This is a genomic window from Desulfoscipio gibsoniae DSM 7213, assembly GCF_000233715.2.
Taxonomy (GTDB): Bacteria; Bacillota; Desulfotomaculia; order Desulfotomaculales; family Desulfallaceae; genus Sporotomaculum; species Sporotomaculum gibsoniae.
The window spans coordinates 2,797,585-2,811,930 of sequence record NC_021184.1; the positions used below are offsets into that span (position 1 = coordinate 2,797,585).

The 14,346-nt window shown below is 44.4% G+C and carries 15 protein-coding genes; 2 read left to right on the forward strand and 13 right to left on the reverse strand.

Annotation, left to right across the window (positions count from 1 at the left end; all coding sequences use genetic code 11):
• Nucleotides 1-31: 31 nt before the first annotated feature.
• From mtnA to DESGI_RS13215, 7 genes are all read right to left on the reverse strand, one after another.
• Nucleotides 32-1,066: an S-methyl-5-thioribose-1-phosphate isomerase gene (gene mtnA / locus DESGI_RS13185; RefSeq protein WP_006521892.1), complete on the reverse strand. Its 1,035-nt coding sequence runs from the start codon at nt 1,064-1,066 to the stop codon at nt 32-34.
• A 49-nt stretch (nt 1,067-1,115) separates the two neighbouring features.
• Nucleotides 1,116-1,901, reverse strand: coding sequence for an S-methyl-5'-thioadenosine phosphorylase (gene mtnP, locus DESGI_RS13190; RefSeq protein WP_006521893.1), 786 nt, complete (start codon nt 1,899-1,901; stop codon nt 1,116-1,118).
• Between the two features lie 251 nt (nt 1,902-2,152).
• A complete protein-coding gene (locus tag DESGI_RS13195) occupies nt 2,153-3,355 on the reverse strand; it encodes an ABC transporter permease (RefSeq protein ID WP_006521894.1) in 1,203 nt (400 codons plus the stop codon).
• 12 nt (nt 3,356-3,367) lie between these two features.
• The gene (locus tag DESGI_RS13200; RefSeq protein ID WP_006521895.1) at nt 3,368-4,522 is read right to left on the reverse strand and encodes an ABC transporter permease; all 1,155 of its coding nucleotides are present in this window, start codon (nt 4,520-4,522) and stop codon (nt 3,368-3,370) included.
• A complete protein-coding gene (locus DESGI_RS13205) occupies nt 4,515-5,222 on the reverse strand; it encodes an ATP-binding cassette domain-containing protein (RefSeq protein WP_006521896.1) in 708 nt (235 codons plus the stop codon). Before DESGI_RS13205 ends, DESGI_RS13200 begins: the two co-directional genes overlap by 8 nt.
• A gap of 2 nt (nt 5,223-5,224) precedes the next feature.
• Nucleotides 5,225-6,292 (reverse strand): HlyD family secretion protein, encoded by a 1,068-nt coding sequence (locus tag DESGI_RS13210; RefSeq protein ID WP_006521897.1) that lies wholly within the window; start codon nt 6,290-6,292, stop codon nt 5,225-5,227.
• Nucleotides 6,293-6,392: 100 nt separating this feature from the next.
• Nucleotides 6,393-7,058 carry a TetR/AcrR family transcriptional regulator gene (locus DESGI_RS13215; RefSeq protein WP_006521898.1) on the reverse strand — a complete coding sequence of 222 codons (666 nt, stop codon included), beginning with the start codon at nt 7,056-7,058 and terminating at the stop codon, nt 6,393-6,395.
• 68 nt (nt 7,059-7,126) lie between these two features.
• Between DESGI_RS13215 and DESGI_RS13220 the strand changes: the two genes are divergently transcribed.
• Nucleotides 7,127-7,543 carry an FAD-binding oxidoreductase gene (locus DESGI_RS13220; protein WP_006521899.1) on the forward strand — a complete coding sequence of 139 codons (417 nt, stop codon included), beginning with the start codon at nt 7,127-7,129 and terminating at the stop codon, nt 7,541-7,543.
• A 5-nt stretch (nt 7,544-7,548) separates the two neighbouring features.
• On the forward strand, nt 7,549-7,671 hold the full coding sequence (locus DESGI_RS26105) for an FAD-linked oxidase C-terminal domain-containing protein (RefSeq protein WP_157872778.1): 123 nt from the start codon (nt 7,549-7,551) through the stop codon (nt 7,669-7,671).
• A 166-nt stretch (nt 7,672-7,837) separates the two neighbouring features.
• Here DESGI_RS26105 and DESGI_RS13225 read toward each other — a convergent pair whose 3' ends face one another.
• The 6 genes from DESGI_RS13225 to DESGI_RS23120 all read right to left on the reverse strand — a co-directional run bounded on the left by DESGI_RS13225 (nt 7,838) and on the right by DESGI_RS23120 (nt 14,109).
• Entirely contained in the window at nt 7,838-9,355 is a 1,518-nt protein-coding gene (locus DESGI_RS13225; RefSeq protein WP_006521257.1) for an IS5 family transposase, read from the reverse strand.
• 144 nt (nt 9,356-9,499) lie between these two features.
• On the reverse strand, nt 9,500-11,101 hold the full coding sequence (locus tag DESGI_RS13230) for a vanadium-dependent haloperoxidase (RefSeq protein ID WP_006523650.1): 1,602 nt from the start codon (nt 11,099-11,101) through the stop codon (nt 9,500-9,502).
• Between the two features lie 66 nt (nt 11,102-11,167).
• Nucleotides 11,168-11,368, reverse strand: a complete 201-nt coding sequence (locus DESGI_RS13235) for a hypothetical protein (RefSeq protein ID WP_041284891.1) — start codon at nt 11,366-11,368, stop codon at nt 11,168-11,170.
• Between the two features lie 60 nt (nt 11,369-11,428).
• A complete protein-coding gene (locus tag DESGI_RS13240) occupies nt 11,429-11,833 on the reverse strand; it encodes a type II toxin-antitoxin system VapC family toxin (protein WP_006523649.1) in 405 nt (134 codons plus the stop codon).
• Nucleotides 11,830-12,084, reverse strand: coding sequence for an AbrB/MazE/SpoVT family DNA-binding domain-containing protein (locus tag DESGI_RS13245; RefSeq protein WP_006523648.1), 255 nt, complete (start codon nt 12,082-12,084; stop codon nt 11,830-11,832). The genes DESGI_RS13240 and DESGI_RS13245 overlap by 4 nt, the downstream gene beginning before the upstream one ends.
• A 105-nt stretch (nt 12,085-12,189) precedes the next feature.
• The gene (locus DESGI_RS23120) at nt 12,190-14,109 is read right to left on the reverse strand and encodes a methyl-accepting chemotaxis protein (protein WP_006523647.1); all 1,920 of its coding nucleotides are present in this window, start codon (nt 14,107-14,109) and stop codon (nt 12,190-12,192) included.
• Nucleotides 14,110-14,346: the final 237 nt, after the last annotated feature.

A 14,346-nucleotide genomic window follows, 5' to 3' on the forward strand; every position in this document is an offset into this window, starting at 1 on the left:
CTGTTTTTTAAACATATACTGTATACGGGTATTATCTACCGGCCAGCGCCGCCAGTGTTTCTGTATAAGGCGGCCGGGCTACACCCCGGTCGGTGATAATGGCTGTGACCAAGTGAGCCGGCGTAACATCAAAAGCAGGGTTCCAAACTTTAACACCTTCCGGTGCCACCTGCTGACCGGCAAAACAAGTCACTTCCCGATCATCCCGGTTCTCAATCGGTATCCCCTGCCCGCTGGCTATGTTGAAATCAATGGTGGACATGGGTGCAGCCACGTAAAAAGGCAGACCATGTTCTTTGGCCAGCACCGCCACACCATAGGTGCCTATTTTGTTGGCTACATCGCCATTGGCGGCAATGCGATCCGCACCGACAATAACCAGATCTACTTTACCGCAAGCCATCAGGTAACCGGCCATGTTATCGGTTAACAAAGTTACCGGTATTTTTTCCTGTACCATTTCCCAGGTGGTTAAACGGGCTCCCTGGAGCAGCGGTCTGGTTTCATCAGCATAAACACTGATATTTTTACCGGCCTGGTGAGCAGCCCGAATTACCCCTAGAGCGGTGCCGATACCCGCGGTGGCCAGGGCACCGGCATTACAATGTGTTAAAATAGCGGCATTGGTGGGAACCAGCTTTTCACCAAACTCGCCCATGCGACGGTTGCTCTCCAGGTCTTCGGCATAAATGGCGTGCGCCTCTCTCAGTAATGTTTCCTTCAAATCCTCAACATTGCCGGAAGTGTAATTATGTAAAACCCTAAGCATTCGGTCTAAAGCCCACTGCAAATTCACGGCCGTGGGTCTGGTGACGGATAAATTCCGGGCAATTTGCTCCACTGCGGCGATAAATTCATCTTTACCTGCAGGTTTTAGAGCTGCAGCGCCCAGGACCAACCCGTAGGCAGCGGCGGCCCCGATGGCCGGTGCACCACGTACACTTAGACGGCAAATGGCATCACAAACGGTTGTATATTGCTCGCACTTGATATACTCAGCTTTTCCCGGCAGCAGCGTCTGATCTAAAATCTCCAAACAACCGTCAACCCAGCGCATAGTTTCCATAGTTGTAAACACCGATCCTTTCCAACTCTGCATTTCTCGTTGCCCAAAATTATTTTACCGCAGACGGGTCCTGGGGTAGATGTTGACACGAACAGTCTGCTTGTTCATCAACTCGGGAAATTGCTTCCATAACTAAACCTCTTAAATTATGCACATTCTCATCCATGACATCCACCACTTCCTGGTGAGACAGCCGGTCCGGAGATATACCAGCAGCAAAGTTAGTAACCATGACTATGGTGGCATAACATATTTCGGCTTCACGGGCCAGCACCACTTCAGGCACGCTGGTCATGCCCACCACATCTCCTCCCAGCTGGCTAAGCATGCGGATTTCCGCCGGGGTTTCAAAGCGCGGTCCCTCCATACAGACATACGTCCCCGTTCTGTGGTAGGGCAGGCCTTGTTTTTGGGCGGCATCGCACAATACCTGGCGGAGTCGGGGACAATACGGGTCGGTCATATCCAGGTGTATAACCCCTTGCTCCACAAATGTTTGTGCCCTGGATTTGGTAAAGTCTAAAAACTGGTCTATGAAAACAAAATCTTTAGGCTTCATATCTGGATTTAAAGAGCCCACCGCAGCAGTGGCGAAAATATTTTTCACACCCAGCATGCGCAGCCCGTATATATTAGCCCGGTAGTTGATAAGGTGCGGCGCCACGGAATGGTCTTCGCCATGCCGGGCCATAAATGCAACCCGCTTGCCCTGGTAATTACCAACTTTCACCTTGATACTGCCAAAGGGAGTATCCACTTTTTCCTCGGTAATATCCGTCAATATATTGGGGTCGTACACCCCGGTGCCTCCGATAATGGCAATACGTACGCTCACTCTATAAACCTCCGTTTACTTATTTTTTCTGTTTATTAGCATTACTTATAACATTACCTAGTATTCGCGCTTTTTCCATGTATTCCTTTTGCATAATAAATTATGTGGATTTAGTACACCAGCTACTTCTATGGTATTGTTATAAAAAGGCCTCATAATTATTTAATCAATAAATTAAGTAAGAGTTATAAAACAAGAATGAGACGTAAATAAATAAGACAAACGAAACGTCCCCCCTGTCTCCCCCTGTCTCACCAAGAGTTCTTTCCTGGATAATTGATTCCGCTATTTACCATCACTCCATCCTCTACTACAGGGTTCCGTCGTTTGGAGAAGGTTAAGGCGAAAAATGAGGTCACTGCAGCTATGATGCCCATCATTATTAACGTGATGTCCAAGTAGTAAAATCCCAAATCCTTAACCGTAACCAAACGTAAACCCTCGGACATCCAAGTGTAAGGCATAAGCTTACCCAGTCCGTTAAGATACACCGGCATATGGGTACCGGGCCAAGTGTACCCTGAAATAAAGAAAAGAGGAATTGATAATAACATGAGATAACGCGTCACTTGCAAGGAGTTGGGCGCATAAAGCGAAATAATAAACCCCAGAGAAGTAATAATGATATTAAAGATTAGGCCAAGCAATAGAATCAAAGCAAGTGATCCTTCAATTTTGACATTTACACACCGAGCTGCAACCCATAATAATAAACTATAGTTAAAAAAATTCACTATAAAATAGGGTAGAGCTTTGCCCATAAAAATCTTCCACTGGGGAACCGCGGCACAAAGATACTGGATCCATGAATTCCTTTCCTTTTCCCTGGTGACAGAAAGACCAATGCCCATAAGACCGATTTGGTGTAAGACTATAATGACTAAACCCATAAAGATAAAGGTAGTATAACTATAGTTTGGATTATACCAAACCTGCATGCTAAAAGAGACGCTATCCATGACATATGTAATTTCTTGCTTGCTCATCCCCAGCCCACCGAGATAGGCAGCTGTATGGTCAGCACTGAAGGTATTAAGTACTTGCTGGAAGTATCTGCGGGTATTATACCCGTAAATCAGGTTGGAACCATCATATACAGTTAAAATCTGCGTAAGCTGGTGCTGAGATAACCTTTGGGAGTAATCTTCCGGGATCACTACCCCCGCCCGTATCGTACCGTTTTTCATCCCTTTTTCTAAATTTGCATATGTATTAATTCCCGGTATTACTTGGAAATTATTCGTATTCTCAAAGGCGGAGACTACGGCACGACTTTCGACAGAGTTGTCAAGGTCAACAATTCCGAGAGGCACATGCTGCAGGATGCTGGAGGCGTAAATCATACCAAGCAAAGATACATAGAGTAATGGAACGACAAATACAATCAATAAAAGAATTCGATCTTTAAATATCTGAATAACTTCGTAGTGAGCAATATTCAGAATCTGTTTCATGTTAACCACCTCTTATCTAAAACGTGCCTTAAGACCGTGCGTAAACAAAGCAGCCAAGCTATAGCAGATAACTGACATAATACCTAAAATTAAAAAATAACGGCCCATAAATTCCCAACCCGGGTTTTTAAAAACAAGATAGTTTATCCCCTGAAAAAACCAGGTCTGGGGAAAGACCCAGGCCACAGGCTGAAACCATTGCGGCATTGCTTCAATGGGCCATGTATAACCGGATATAACAAAGGATGGCAAAGCGATAACCATCCCAAAACGCGAAGCATCAACCGCACTCCTGGACAAACTTGATATCAGTGTTCCAACGCTGTGCAGGGAAATTGCAAATACCAATGTATATAACAGGAAAGTAATTAGATCGCAATTAAGGGGAAGTTTAAAGACTACGAAAGCCAAGAAATAGACTGGCAATATTATGAGCATAAAAATAAAAATATGGACGATAGACTTGCAGAAAAAAAACTTAAAAATAGACATCCTGGAAGACTTGATCTGTATCCAGCTTCGGAACCCATTTTCGCCGATGATATTCATGCAGGAAGCTAGAGTACAACACTGCTGCCAGATATTAAGTACTAAAGGAAGCACCAAGAAATAGGCATAATTTAAGGTAGGATTAAACCACGCTTCTTCCCGGAAGTCGATTGACTGATAGGCTTCTTGGGCTTGGTTCGGCTGCATACCCTGAGCTATCAAGGTTTTAACCCCTACTTGGGTCCCCAACGTTCGCGTCACCGTTAATACTGCACTTGCAGCATTTGTAGCATAAGTCATGTTTGCGCCATCAATAACCACGGCCACTTTGGTTTGGCGATGCAAGGCAATATTTTTACTATAATTTTCAGGGATGACTACACCTACCATCACCTGTCCTCTTTTGATCAACTCCTCTAGTTGTTCAAAACTATTGGGATAATAAATGATCTCTAAATCTTGAGTATTCTTCAACTCAGCAACAACTTGGCGGCTGGCACCGCTCTTGTCCAAGTTAACGATCGCAGTGGGAATATTGTCAATCCTTGGGTGATCATAGATTCCCATAAACAAAAACAACCCCAGCAGTGGCCCGGCAATCAAAATATAACGTAAACCTTTGTCCCGCCACATATAAAATAATTCACGCTTCATAATTACCAGGTACTGTTTAAACATGATGACGATCACTCTGTTCCGTGTAAAATTTTACCTGCCTGTTCCATTCCGTTTGGGCATCCTTTGGCTCATAAATGTTCATTTGTCCACTCTCCAGCCAACCAACTTTACTCATATGTTCACAAAATTCAATATTGCTAAAGCCGTAAACACAGGTTCCACCCTCAGCTTGAAATTGCCGCAACTCTCTTAAAATGAGGTTGCGCGAATATAAATCAAAATCCTTAATGATTTCATCGGCAATCAACAATTTTGGCCGGTTTAGCATGGCACAAGCAAGGGAAAGACGTTGAAAGATTCCCAGTGTAAGAACAGTGACAGGCTCAGATAGAGAATCATTTAATTCATAGCGTTCTATTAAATTGTACACATCGGCTCGTGAAGCGTTTTTTAAAGCAGCAATAAAGTCAAGATTTTCCCCAACTGTCATATCAAGGAACAGGCTGCTTTCCTGTGTAACAATTCCCAAATTACGTTTAAAGTTTTCGGATTTCGTTATATTACAACCCAAAACTTCAACCTGGCCGGATTTGAATCGATCTATACCGGCCAAAATATGTAATAACGTTGTTTTACCTGCCCCACGAACGCCAAACACACCAAAACTTTCTCCAGGCAACACATCAAAGGATATCCCATTTAAAAGCATATTGCGCCCAATTTTCTGTACCAGGTCCCTGACAATAATTATTGGCTCCAAACCTACTGCCCCCCTTCAATGATCCTAACCCTGGCTGTCATACCTGTCTTCAATGCCAGATCATCATTGGGCACATCAATCTTGACACGAAAACTGCGGATATCATGTTCATACTGGTCATCGATAGCTTTTTGAACTGCAAATTCACCGGCATCGTTGATTAATACAACCTTACCCTTGAAAACCCGATCCGGGAAGGCATCTACAGTGATCTCAGCTTCCTGATTCAGATGAACACGTCCAATCTTTTTCTCGCTTATATAAATGTTTACATAGGTGTGAACTAGATCTGTAATCTCATATACCGGGGTACCGGCATTAAGCATTTCACCCGGTTGGAGATATTTTTTCGTAATATATCCGGATATAGGTGATAGTAAATGGGTGTTTTTTAGATATGCCTCAGCTTTTTGGACGGCACCACTGGCTTGTTTGACCGATCCTTGAGCCGCCTGATATTGCGATTGGGCCACTGATACATTAAGCTTATTTGCCAGTGCCTGTTCAAGACCGGCCCGGGCTTCATGCAACTTGCTTTGAGCCAAATTATAGGCACTTGTAGCATCATCTAAAGTTTTTTGAGGAACAGCTCCGCTTTGAAATAATGATAAGGCTCGGTCGTATGATAGTTTAGCATCTTTTACCCCAATTTCAGCCTGAGCCAATTTAGCCTGCAACTGATTAATCGTACTTTCAACCTGTTCACTGGTTAGGGAAACCGATTCTGATGCTTGCTGGGCCTGAGCCACTGCTGCATCATAGGCACCTTGAGCAGCAACTAGGTCAGAGCTAATTTCTTGATCTTCCAAGGAGGCTATTTCTTGCTCAATTTCCACTTTAATACCTTCATCTACTAATACATTCTTTAGTTTACCGGGGATCTTGAACGATGCCAGCACAGTCGTGGCTTCAATTGTCCCCGTCGCGGTCAGACTCTGACGTTCATTGTCCAATATGACCTTTTGTAGATAGAAGTAACGATAGAATATAAGAATACCAATGCAAATAATGCTCATAAAAAGGATAAAGACCATCACTTTTTTAAAATCTATTTTATTTAAGGCTTCCATTAAAAACCGCCCCCCTACAGCTTGGTCATTGAATTTATCCACATAAACGACTACTACTATATAAACTTAATTAAAGCTGACTTATCTAATATTTTTGCGGTCATTTCATCTCCTTATGGCTCAAAACCCCATCAAAAACGAGGCTTAAAATATGCTGCAAACGTGCTTCAAGCATCTTTCCGGATAGTATATCTTCCTGCCAGAGAGAATTAACAATTTCCCGCCGGCTAAAATAAATAAGGCATAAGGCATGCACACTAAGCACTACATGACGGGTATCTATATCCGGCCGAATGAATCCCCACTCAATCCCGTCCTTAATAATATCGTCAAACTCTAATTCAATCAGATCAAAAAATTGAGGTATAACCTTACCTGCAAACCGGCCTTCATTGAGCGCTTCCCAGTTTGTAAGCCTTACAAACGCTTCATTTTCGGCTAAGAAGTAGAAGTAAGCTCTAATAGCACGGGCCAAATTCACTTTGGGATCATCAGCTAAATCAAAGGTATTTTTACTTAAAGTGTAGATTTTATTGTAATTATAGCGAAGGACTTCCAAATACAGGTTTTCTTTGCTTCCAAAATAATGGTATATCATCCGCTTATTAATGCCCGCCTTTTTAGCGATCTCATCCACTCGAGAACCCTCAGGCCCCTTTCGGGCAAAGATTGTTGTTGCTGCATTTAAGATACGAGTACGGCTTTCCTCTGAACGTTGTTCTCGACCATCTACTTTTGGGGGAGTTGTTTTTTGAAGTTTTTCCATAAGATAGCCTCCAAGCAAAAGGAAGTAAGTAACTGGTTAGTTACTTTCATCAAGCTATATTTTATGCTGTGCTGAATTATTTTGTCAAGGCCATCGGTACCATCTGCCTGGAAAACGGCGGGCTGGATGTATTTGTGGGTGATAACAGGGCCAGCCAGGAAAAAATCTGGAAAGCCCGGCGGCACCTGGCTGAGGCGCTGCGCGTTACCAGCCCGGTGTACTGCATGGAAGATATTGTTGTGCCGGTAAACAAGATACCTGCGGTGCTGGCTGAAATCAACAGGATAGCTGAAAAATATTCTATTAAAATACCCTGCTTTGGCCACACCGGCGACGGCAATATCCATGCCACTCTGCTTAAGGAAAATATGGATGATGCTGCATGGTATGCCGTAAAAGAAAAGGTGTTGGACGAAATATATACTATTACCCACGCCAGCGGGGGAAACCTGTCGGGCGAACATGGTATGGAGCCAAACGGGTAAAAGCCATGGCTAAATTTACAGACCCGGTGCAGCTAAAGATGATTACAGCCATCAAAAAGGCCCTGGACCCCAATCTGATACTCAATCCCGATAAGGTAGTGAAGCTTAACACCGGTCAAACCGGGTAATTTCCTCGATCCAAGGTGCAGATGTAATTACTGGGGAGGTTACTCAAAACATACCCGGGGCATTAACTTCATTTTCAAGTACTTTATAAATGCTTATACCAACCGACGGTCAAATTGAATGTTGGCGCTATTCTTTAATTCGGACTTGCTGAACCGACCTTAATTTTTAATTAAAACAGTATAATGACGGTTCCTGACAACCCAGATTATACCGAAACAGACGCCGCATAAAAAAGAACAAAAGAACACGGAGTTTATGCTCCAAGTTCATCACTAGGAACTGCAAGCAGATCACGCTTTCAGCGGTCTCTTTTAGACGTGCCATAATACGTGCCAAACCATAGCGACGCTTGCCTTCTCCAAATTTGGCTTCTACAGCATTGCGTTCGCTGGCATCTTGCCGTTCTATGCGTCTCTGCTCTTTCTGTAGCACTTTATCAATCAGTGGTCTTCCTAGCCGTGGTCCACTGAGCCGTATGTTATATCTATCGCAGAAGCGCAGGTTTTCCCTATTCCGGTATATTTTGTCGGCTTGAACGGCTTCAGGGTAGTACCCGTACTTTTGGCGGTAATATTCCACCGATTCTTGCAAGGTTACTCCTTCATTGAAGGCATCCCAACTCAGCGTTTCCACGAAGGCGTAGCCATCTACCATACTGATAGCGACTTTCGCGCCGAACTCGACATCAGCCGTGGCCTTACCTCGGACAATGGGACGCACATGCGGCTGGCTGATGCTTACAATGCGATCATTTATCTTGTGTTTGCGGTAGGTATACATATGGAGTTGTTGTTCATAGACCATACGTATGGTGCGCAATGTATCCTGTTGTTTCTGACTCAGACCATGACTATCACCGGCCATAGCTAGTAGGCGGTCTACAGCACTTAGGTTGCGCCTCACATAGCGCAGCTGCTTGCCGATGGCTTTTCGGATAGCTTTTTTACCAGGCTTTCTGTTGTGAACAATGTTAAGGTAGGCTTTACGAGCTATTTGACGATAAGTACGTGGTCTTCTACCTGGCTTACCAAGAGTCTTGTGCACGAGATCGATAATGTTATCCAACTTCTCCCTAGCTTCGTTAAGCAAGGATAAGTCAGTGGGGTAGCGTATGTCTGCCGGGGCGCAGGTGGCATCCAAGATGAGTTTGCCTTTGTTTGCTGGATATACCTCAAAAGAAGATGCTTTGCTTTCTGGGCTATTTGGTTCTTTCGCGTGCGTTTTTTTGCCACCTGAAGGCGGTTTAGGCTTGTTGTCATCGTCCTTCTTTTGCTCTTCCGCTTTCTTGGCGGCACGACAGATTTCTTCGTTGATATCTTTTAGGGTTTCAGAGCCAAAACGCTTACGAAAGTGGACCATTAGTGAAGAATCAAATGGTGGCCGATCCTGGTATTCCCTTAGACCGATGAAGTATTGTAAGTACGGATTCTCAGTGATCTGCTCCACTGTTTCACGGTCACTATAGCCACATTTCTCTTTAATGATTAAGGCACCAAGGGCCATTCTGACGGGTTTAGCCAACTGTCCACGGTTGCTGGGAAAAAGATTGGCATAGCGTTCTTCGATGCTTTCCCAGGGGATAATTTTAGCTAGTTTTACCCAGCGGTTATCAGCTCTTAATTTGCCTTCAAAAGGCAATATAAATTCTTCAAGATAATATTGGTTTTCCACTTTACGGAACATATTTTTTGCCTCCAGGTGCACGGTTTTTGCAATCTTTACCGCATTTTCCATGCATCTTATTTCGACAAATATGCTCCTAAATCCTTGATTTTATTGGGTTTTTGTTTGGTTCAGCAAGCCCTAATTCGTAGATGGCGATGAAGATTAAATAATGATGCTGGTCCCGTCAAACTTGGTGAGGGTAAAGCCGCGAAAATCCTCATTATAGGTGTTCCTGTAATCCTGCAGGATGCCAATGGCCACCGCTTCACCCAGCTTTAAACCCTCAATCCCGTCGGAGCGCCAGTGGATACCTGCATAATCGCGGCCAAAGGAGATATTGGCGGCCAGTTTGTTCAATTCCCCACCAACCGTTAAAGGCGGGCCCTGGAAAGGAACCAGCGAGAGGCCGTCGGAACTGGCTGCAACCGGATTGGGGACAACAAAGGATTCATTAAAGAACGCCTTCAGCATGGTAACCCCGGCCCCGGCAATGCAGGCGTGGCCGGCTGGATAGGCCGGATGGGCGGGGCAGCCTTCCGGATAAGCCTGGGGCAACAGGTAGGTGTCAAACCTGCTGAAGACTTCGCCAACCGCCTGGGAATCAAGCAGTTCCTGGTTAATTGAATAGCTGGCGGCGCCCGTTAAAAGATTTTGAACGCGTCCGCCGAACTCCTCGGGCCGGAGCCGACGATGGACCAGCCATTTCTGGAACCAGGCGGCCTCCGTCGCCGCCCGCGCCGCCCGGGCCACCAAATCCAGAATATGCGGACTACCAAAGGTGGCAAAGCCGACCTGGGTTAACGAACGCAAATAGGGATTGGGCAGATCCAGTGCTCTCTGCCCAAAACCAAGCAGAATCAAACAAGCGCCGAGAACACCCTGGTAGGAGAAATCCAGGTGAACATATTCGCCCAAATCACGACCGCTGCGAATATAACGAGGTGTGGGGTCGAATACATTTGAGGTTGCCGGAGCAAAACCGTTTTGGATGCTCAGCCAATCCTGGTACGAGGTCAGGTGGTCGTCGCCGGCCGCCGTTGTACGATATCGCTGGACGATGGTTTTAGCCCCGAAGGGAATGTCCTGCCATAGAAACTGGGAAATATAAGGCCCCACCAGGTCACTGGGCGTATTTCCCCGGAATAAGGTCCCCGTGGTGACCATTCCATTGACTTTTGACCCGCGAAAATCTGAAAAATCCGATAGATCAGAAGCAGCCGCGATGGTCAGCGGATCGGTGTCGTAATCTGCGAAAGGCACATCACGGGTTAGCGCCTGCCAGTACAGTTCGGCCATCTCACCGGCAATCTGGACGCTGCTGAAGGCCGGTGCCGGAATCATACCCAAATGATGAGAATCAGATCCCGCCAGATCGAATGCATAAGCGGCCTGGGGATTAACAAGCTTGGTAACCCCTCCCAAAGTTATAAACTCTAAATCGTCCGGGTCACCGGTCGATAATGCCCTAATCAAGTCCCTATAGTTATTAAGGTTAACTTCGCCAAGTTGATTATGCGCTAACCCCTTGGAATAGTTGCCGATTTTACTTGGAAATAAATCCTCATCACCGTTGCAGGGATGGCCCGGGAGAGGAAGGTCCCTTTGAAAAACCGCTGCGTCCTGTCGAACTTCAAATGCTTCTTGGTTACGCTGCCGTGCACTCGTCGGCCCAATTTCACAGCATTCCACCACGTTTAAGTTCGTGTTTGCTGTCTCCCTTTGACAAACCTCTTTTACAGCTGGTGACAATGTTTCATCACTCATTTTGGGTTCCCCTTTTTTAACGTAATATTTTAATCAATCCATAATATTTAAATTATGGTAAATTTGTTACAAGGTTTTTATTACCATTCTCAAATCAGGTAATTCCAATGTGTATTGTCCATGTGTAATAGAAAGGGTCGTTTTTTTATACCCTTCTATATACAAAAAACATAGTGATAAATTTTTATCACTATGTTTTTTGGCTGCGTTAAAAAAATTAATTACTTTTGCTAAATATGCAGGTCCTGCCTTTTCATATGCTTTCATTAAACCCCAAAAGGACGAAGTCCAAAGCTCTTGTAATTTTGTTGTTGATTATACCATTTATTAATCATTAATCATTGTATATGGGTTTATACTAACTAGCCCTTCGATATATCTAAAATGTTTAATATTTAAAGTAAATAACACTGCTTCGTTAATGTAAGCAGTTGCCGCTATTAGGGCATCCATTGGTTCAAGGCCATGTGAAGCACGGTATATTGATAAAAACTTACCCGCAGTAGCTGCAATTTTCCTATCAACGGGTATGTGTTCAAATATTTTAAGCAAATTGTTAATTGTTTCACAACGCTTTTCGGAAAACCTGGGCGCAGATAAAAGCTCCATTATGGTAATGGTAGAAATGTAACCTTCATATACTTCATTTTCAATGTTTTTAAGTTGTTGACGAGCCTCGGACAAGCCTTTTAAGTGATCGATAATTATATTGGTATCAACAACCACTTTCATCGGTCCAACCTTTTTCCAGAGTCTTTTCGTAATTCATTAACATGCAGTTTTAGATCATAATCCAAATCTGATAGCAGTCCGAAAGTTTGATCCACTATTCCTTTTTTAGCTTTCGCCGGCTTGGTCTTTAAAATGATTTTCTCATCTTCAATGTGAATCGAAAGTTTATCTCCTTCTTTTATATTTAGAATATTTCTTGCTTCCGCCGGAATTACAATTTGTCCACGAGATGAAATTTTCACCGTATACACTACTTACACCTTCTTACCTTGTTTTATTTATCATATTATATCTTAAATGCGATTTATAGTCTATGCAGCATAATATGCACCACATAAAACCTTTAATCCCAATTTTTAATCTTCCACCTTGAATTGTTCTGCGGCCTTTTGTAATTCCATAGCTATTGTGGCCAACTCCTGGGCCGCGTTGGTTACCTGCTGCATTGTGGAAGAGACCTCTTCCTGAGCCGCCGCCAGTTGCTGTGTATCATCGTTAACCTGGTTGCTGCCCTGGGCCATGTCCTTAACCATTTCAGAAATTTTATGAATGGCCTGAACAATATCGCTTAAGGCAGTACCCGCTTTGCCGGCTAGCTCGACCCCCTCGCCAACCATAGCCGTGCCATGATGTATGGAAACAATTGAATCTTTAACCTTGGTTTGCATTTGGTTAATTAATGCGGTTATTTCATTGGCCGCCCGGCCTGATTGCTCGGCTAATTTACGTACCTCCTCGGCCACTACCGCAAACCCCCGGCCATGTTCCCCGGCCCTGGCCGCTTCGATAGCCGCGTTCAAAGCCAACAGATTAGTCTGGTCGGCAATGCCCGTAATGGTGTTGATTATTTGGCCGATCTGCTCTGATTGATGGCCCAGTTCTTCCACTGCCCGGGAAGTAACCTTTGTATCATCGGCAATGGATTTAATCTTTTCCAGGGCCTGCTCAATAGCTTTACTGCCTGCTGCGGCCATTTGGCGCGTGTTTCTCGACTGTTCCTCTGCTAAGCGGGCATTTTCAGTAGCCTGGGCAGTTGCAGCGGCCACTTCGGTGGTTGTACCCGCCAACTCTTCAACAGTGGCTCCAACCTCTTGTCCTGATGCAGCCAGCTGCTGGCTCTGGGATGAAAGCTTTACTGAGTTATCCTGTAATTTACCCACGATTTCCCTGAGGCCGGCCACCATCTTGTTAAATGCACCGGCCAGTTGACCGATTTCATCATTGCCGCGTACATTAATATCACGGCTTAAGTCACCGTTAGCCACATAATTTACATTGTCAAGCATTAAACTGATCGGTTTGGCAATTTGCCCCGCAAAAACCAGTGCCATTACCAGACCTAAGAGTATCGCAATTATACCTATGGTTATACCGTAACCCCGTAATGCGTAAACCGGGCCCAGAAAGTCGTTAACCGGTGAAGTAAGAGCGATTGACCAACCCATGCCTTTATAATCTCCCCAGCCGTCCAAAGGTACATAGGCAATATACTTATCTTCTCCTTCGTAAACATAGCGAGTAAACCCGGTTTCCCCGTTAACCATTTTTTCGCCGACAGCCTTTAGCGCATCGACACCCTCGTTAAAAATATTCTTGTTGAGCACCATATTTCGATCGGGGTGAGCCATAATCACACCCTGATCATTAATTACGAAAGCATAGCCATTATTTCCGGCTTCCTTTCGTAATCTGCCGAATTCATCCGCTATAACCCAAATAGTATCTTCCAGTATCAACCGGGTGGTTAAAGCCCCGATTATATTGCCGTCCCTGTCTTTAACCGGACCGGCAAAGTTAAGAATTGGTTTCCCCAGGTCCAGGGACATGCGCACGTCGGATATATACATATTACCTTTGATGGCAGGGTCAAACCATTCGGTTTCGTGCTTCATTGTTCCTACATTGCCGTCACTGTCCGCTATCTGCAGCCCGCTAACATCGGTAAGCGAAATAGAAGCGTAACAACTATAATATTGTTTAAACTCTTGCAACGCGGCGGATTTTTCTTCCGCAGAAACATCAGGGCTGCTAATGACCGGGTTTAGAACCAAAATATTGATATCCTGACTCCGTTCATATATATACTTATCAATCATGTCCGAATATATTTGAGCGTCCGTCAAAAGTTTGTCCCGCGTGAAATCTACCAACATAGCCCGAGACTTGTTATATGACAGGTAGCCTATTGAAGCTACCGAAATAATTACGATCAAGGCTATAATTACAGCCAATCTGGTTCTAATGTTTAATCTCATGGTTCGGCCTTTAATGCCCATTCACCCCTTTCGTATCAATTTTAGTTTTATAACCGGAAAGTCGGCCTAACGCTTATTACTTATTCACTTTTAATTAGGTTCATATCCAAACCGAAAAACTCGATGGTAATGCGGCATATTTTGTTAACTTATTGATTTATAATAGCTGTTTCTTCGGGATAAGTATTTTTAAAAATCAATTCGTTTAACCCCTTGATGACTGTTATGGAGTTCAGTATTTCTTCACCCACTGCTTTA

Excerpts from the sequence above, each read along its gene's own strand:
- mtnA (WP_006521892.1), bottom strand. The coding sequence starts at position 1,066 with ATGGAAACTATGCGCTGGGTTGACGGTTGTTTGGAGATTTTAGATCAG.
- DESGI_RS13195 (WP_006521894.1), bottom strand. The coding sequence starts at position 3,355 with ATGAAACAGATTCTGAATATTGCTCACTACGAAGTTATTCAGATATTT.
- DESGI_RS13200 (WP_006521895.1), bottom strand. The coding sequence starts at position 4,522 with ATGTTTAAACAGTACCTGGTAATTATGAAGCGTGAATTATTTTATATG.
- DESGI_RS13210 (WP_006521897.1), bottom strand. The coding sequence starts at position 6,292 with ATGGAAGCCTTAAATAAAATAGATTTTAAAAAAGTGATGGTCTTTATC.
- DESGI_RS13215 (WP_006521898.1), bottom strand. The coding sequence starts at position 7,058 with ATGGAAAAACTTCAAAAAACAACTCCCCCAAAAGTAGATGGTCGAGAA.
- DESGI_RS26105 (WP_157872778.1), top strand. The coding sequence starts at position 7,549 with ATGGCTAAATTTACAGACCCGGTGCAGCTAAAGATGATTACAGCCATC.
- DESGI_RS13225 (WP_006521257.1), bottom strand. The coding sequence starts at position 9,355 with ATGTTCCGTAAAGTGGAAAACCAATATTATCTTGAAGAATTTATATTG.
- DESGI_RS13230 (WP_006523650.1), bottom strand. The coding sequence starts at position 11,101 with ATGAGTGATGAAACATTGTCACCAGCTGTAAAAGAGGTTTGTCAAAGG.
- DESGI_RS13235 (WP_041284891.1), bottom strand. The coding sequence starts at position 11,368 with ATGAAAGCATATGAAAAGGCAGGACCTGCATATTTAGCAAAAGTAATT.
- DESGI_RS13240 (WP_006523649.1), bottom strand. The coding sequence starts at position 11,833 with ATGAAAGTGGTTGTTGATACCAATATAATTATCGATCACTTAAAAGGC.
- DESGI_RS23120 (WP_006523647.1), bottom strand. The coding sequence starts at position 14,109 with ATGGGCATTAAAGGCCGAACCATGAGATTAAACATTAGAACCAGATTG.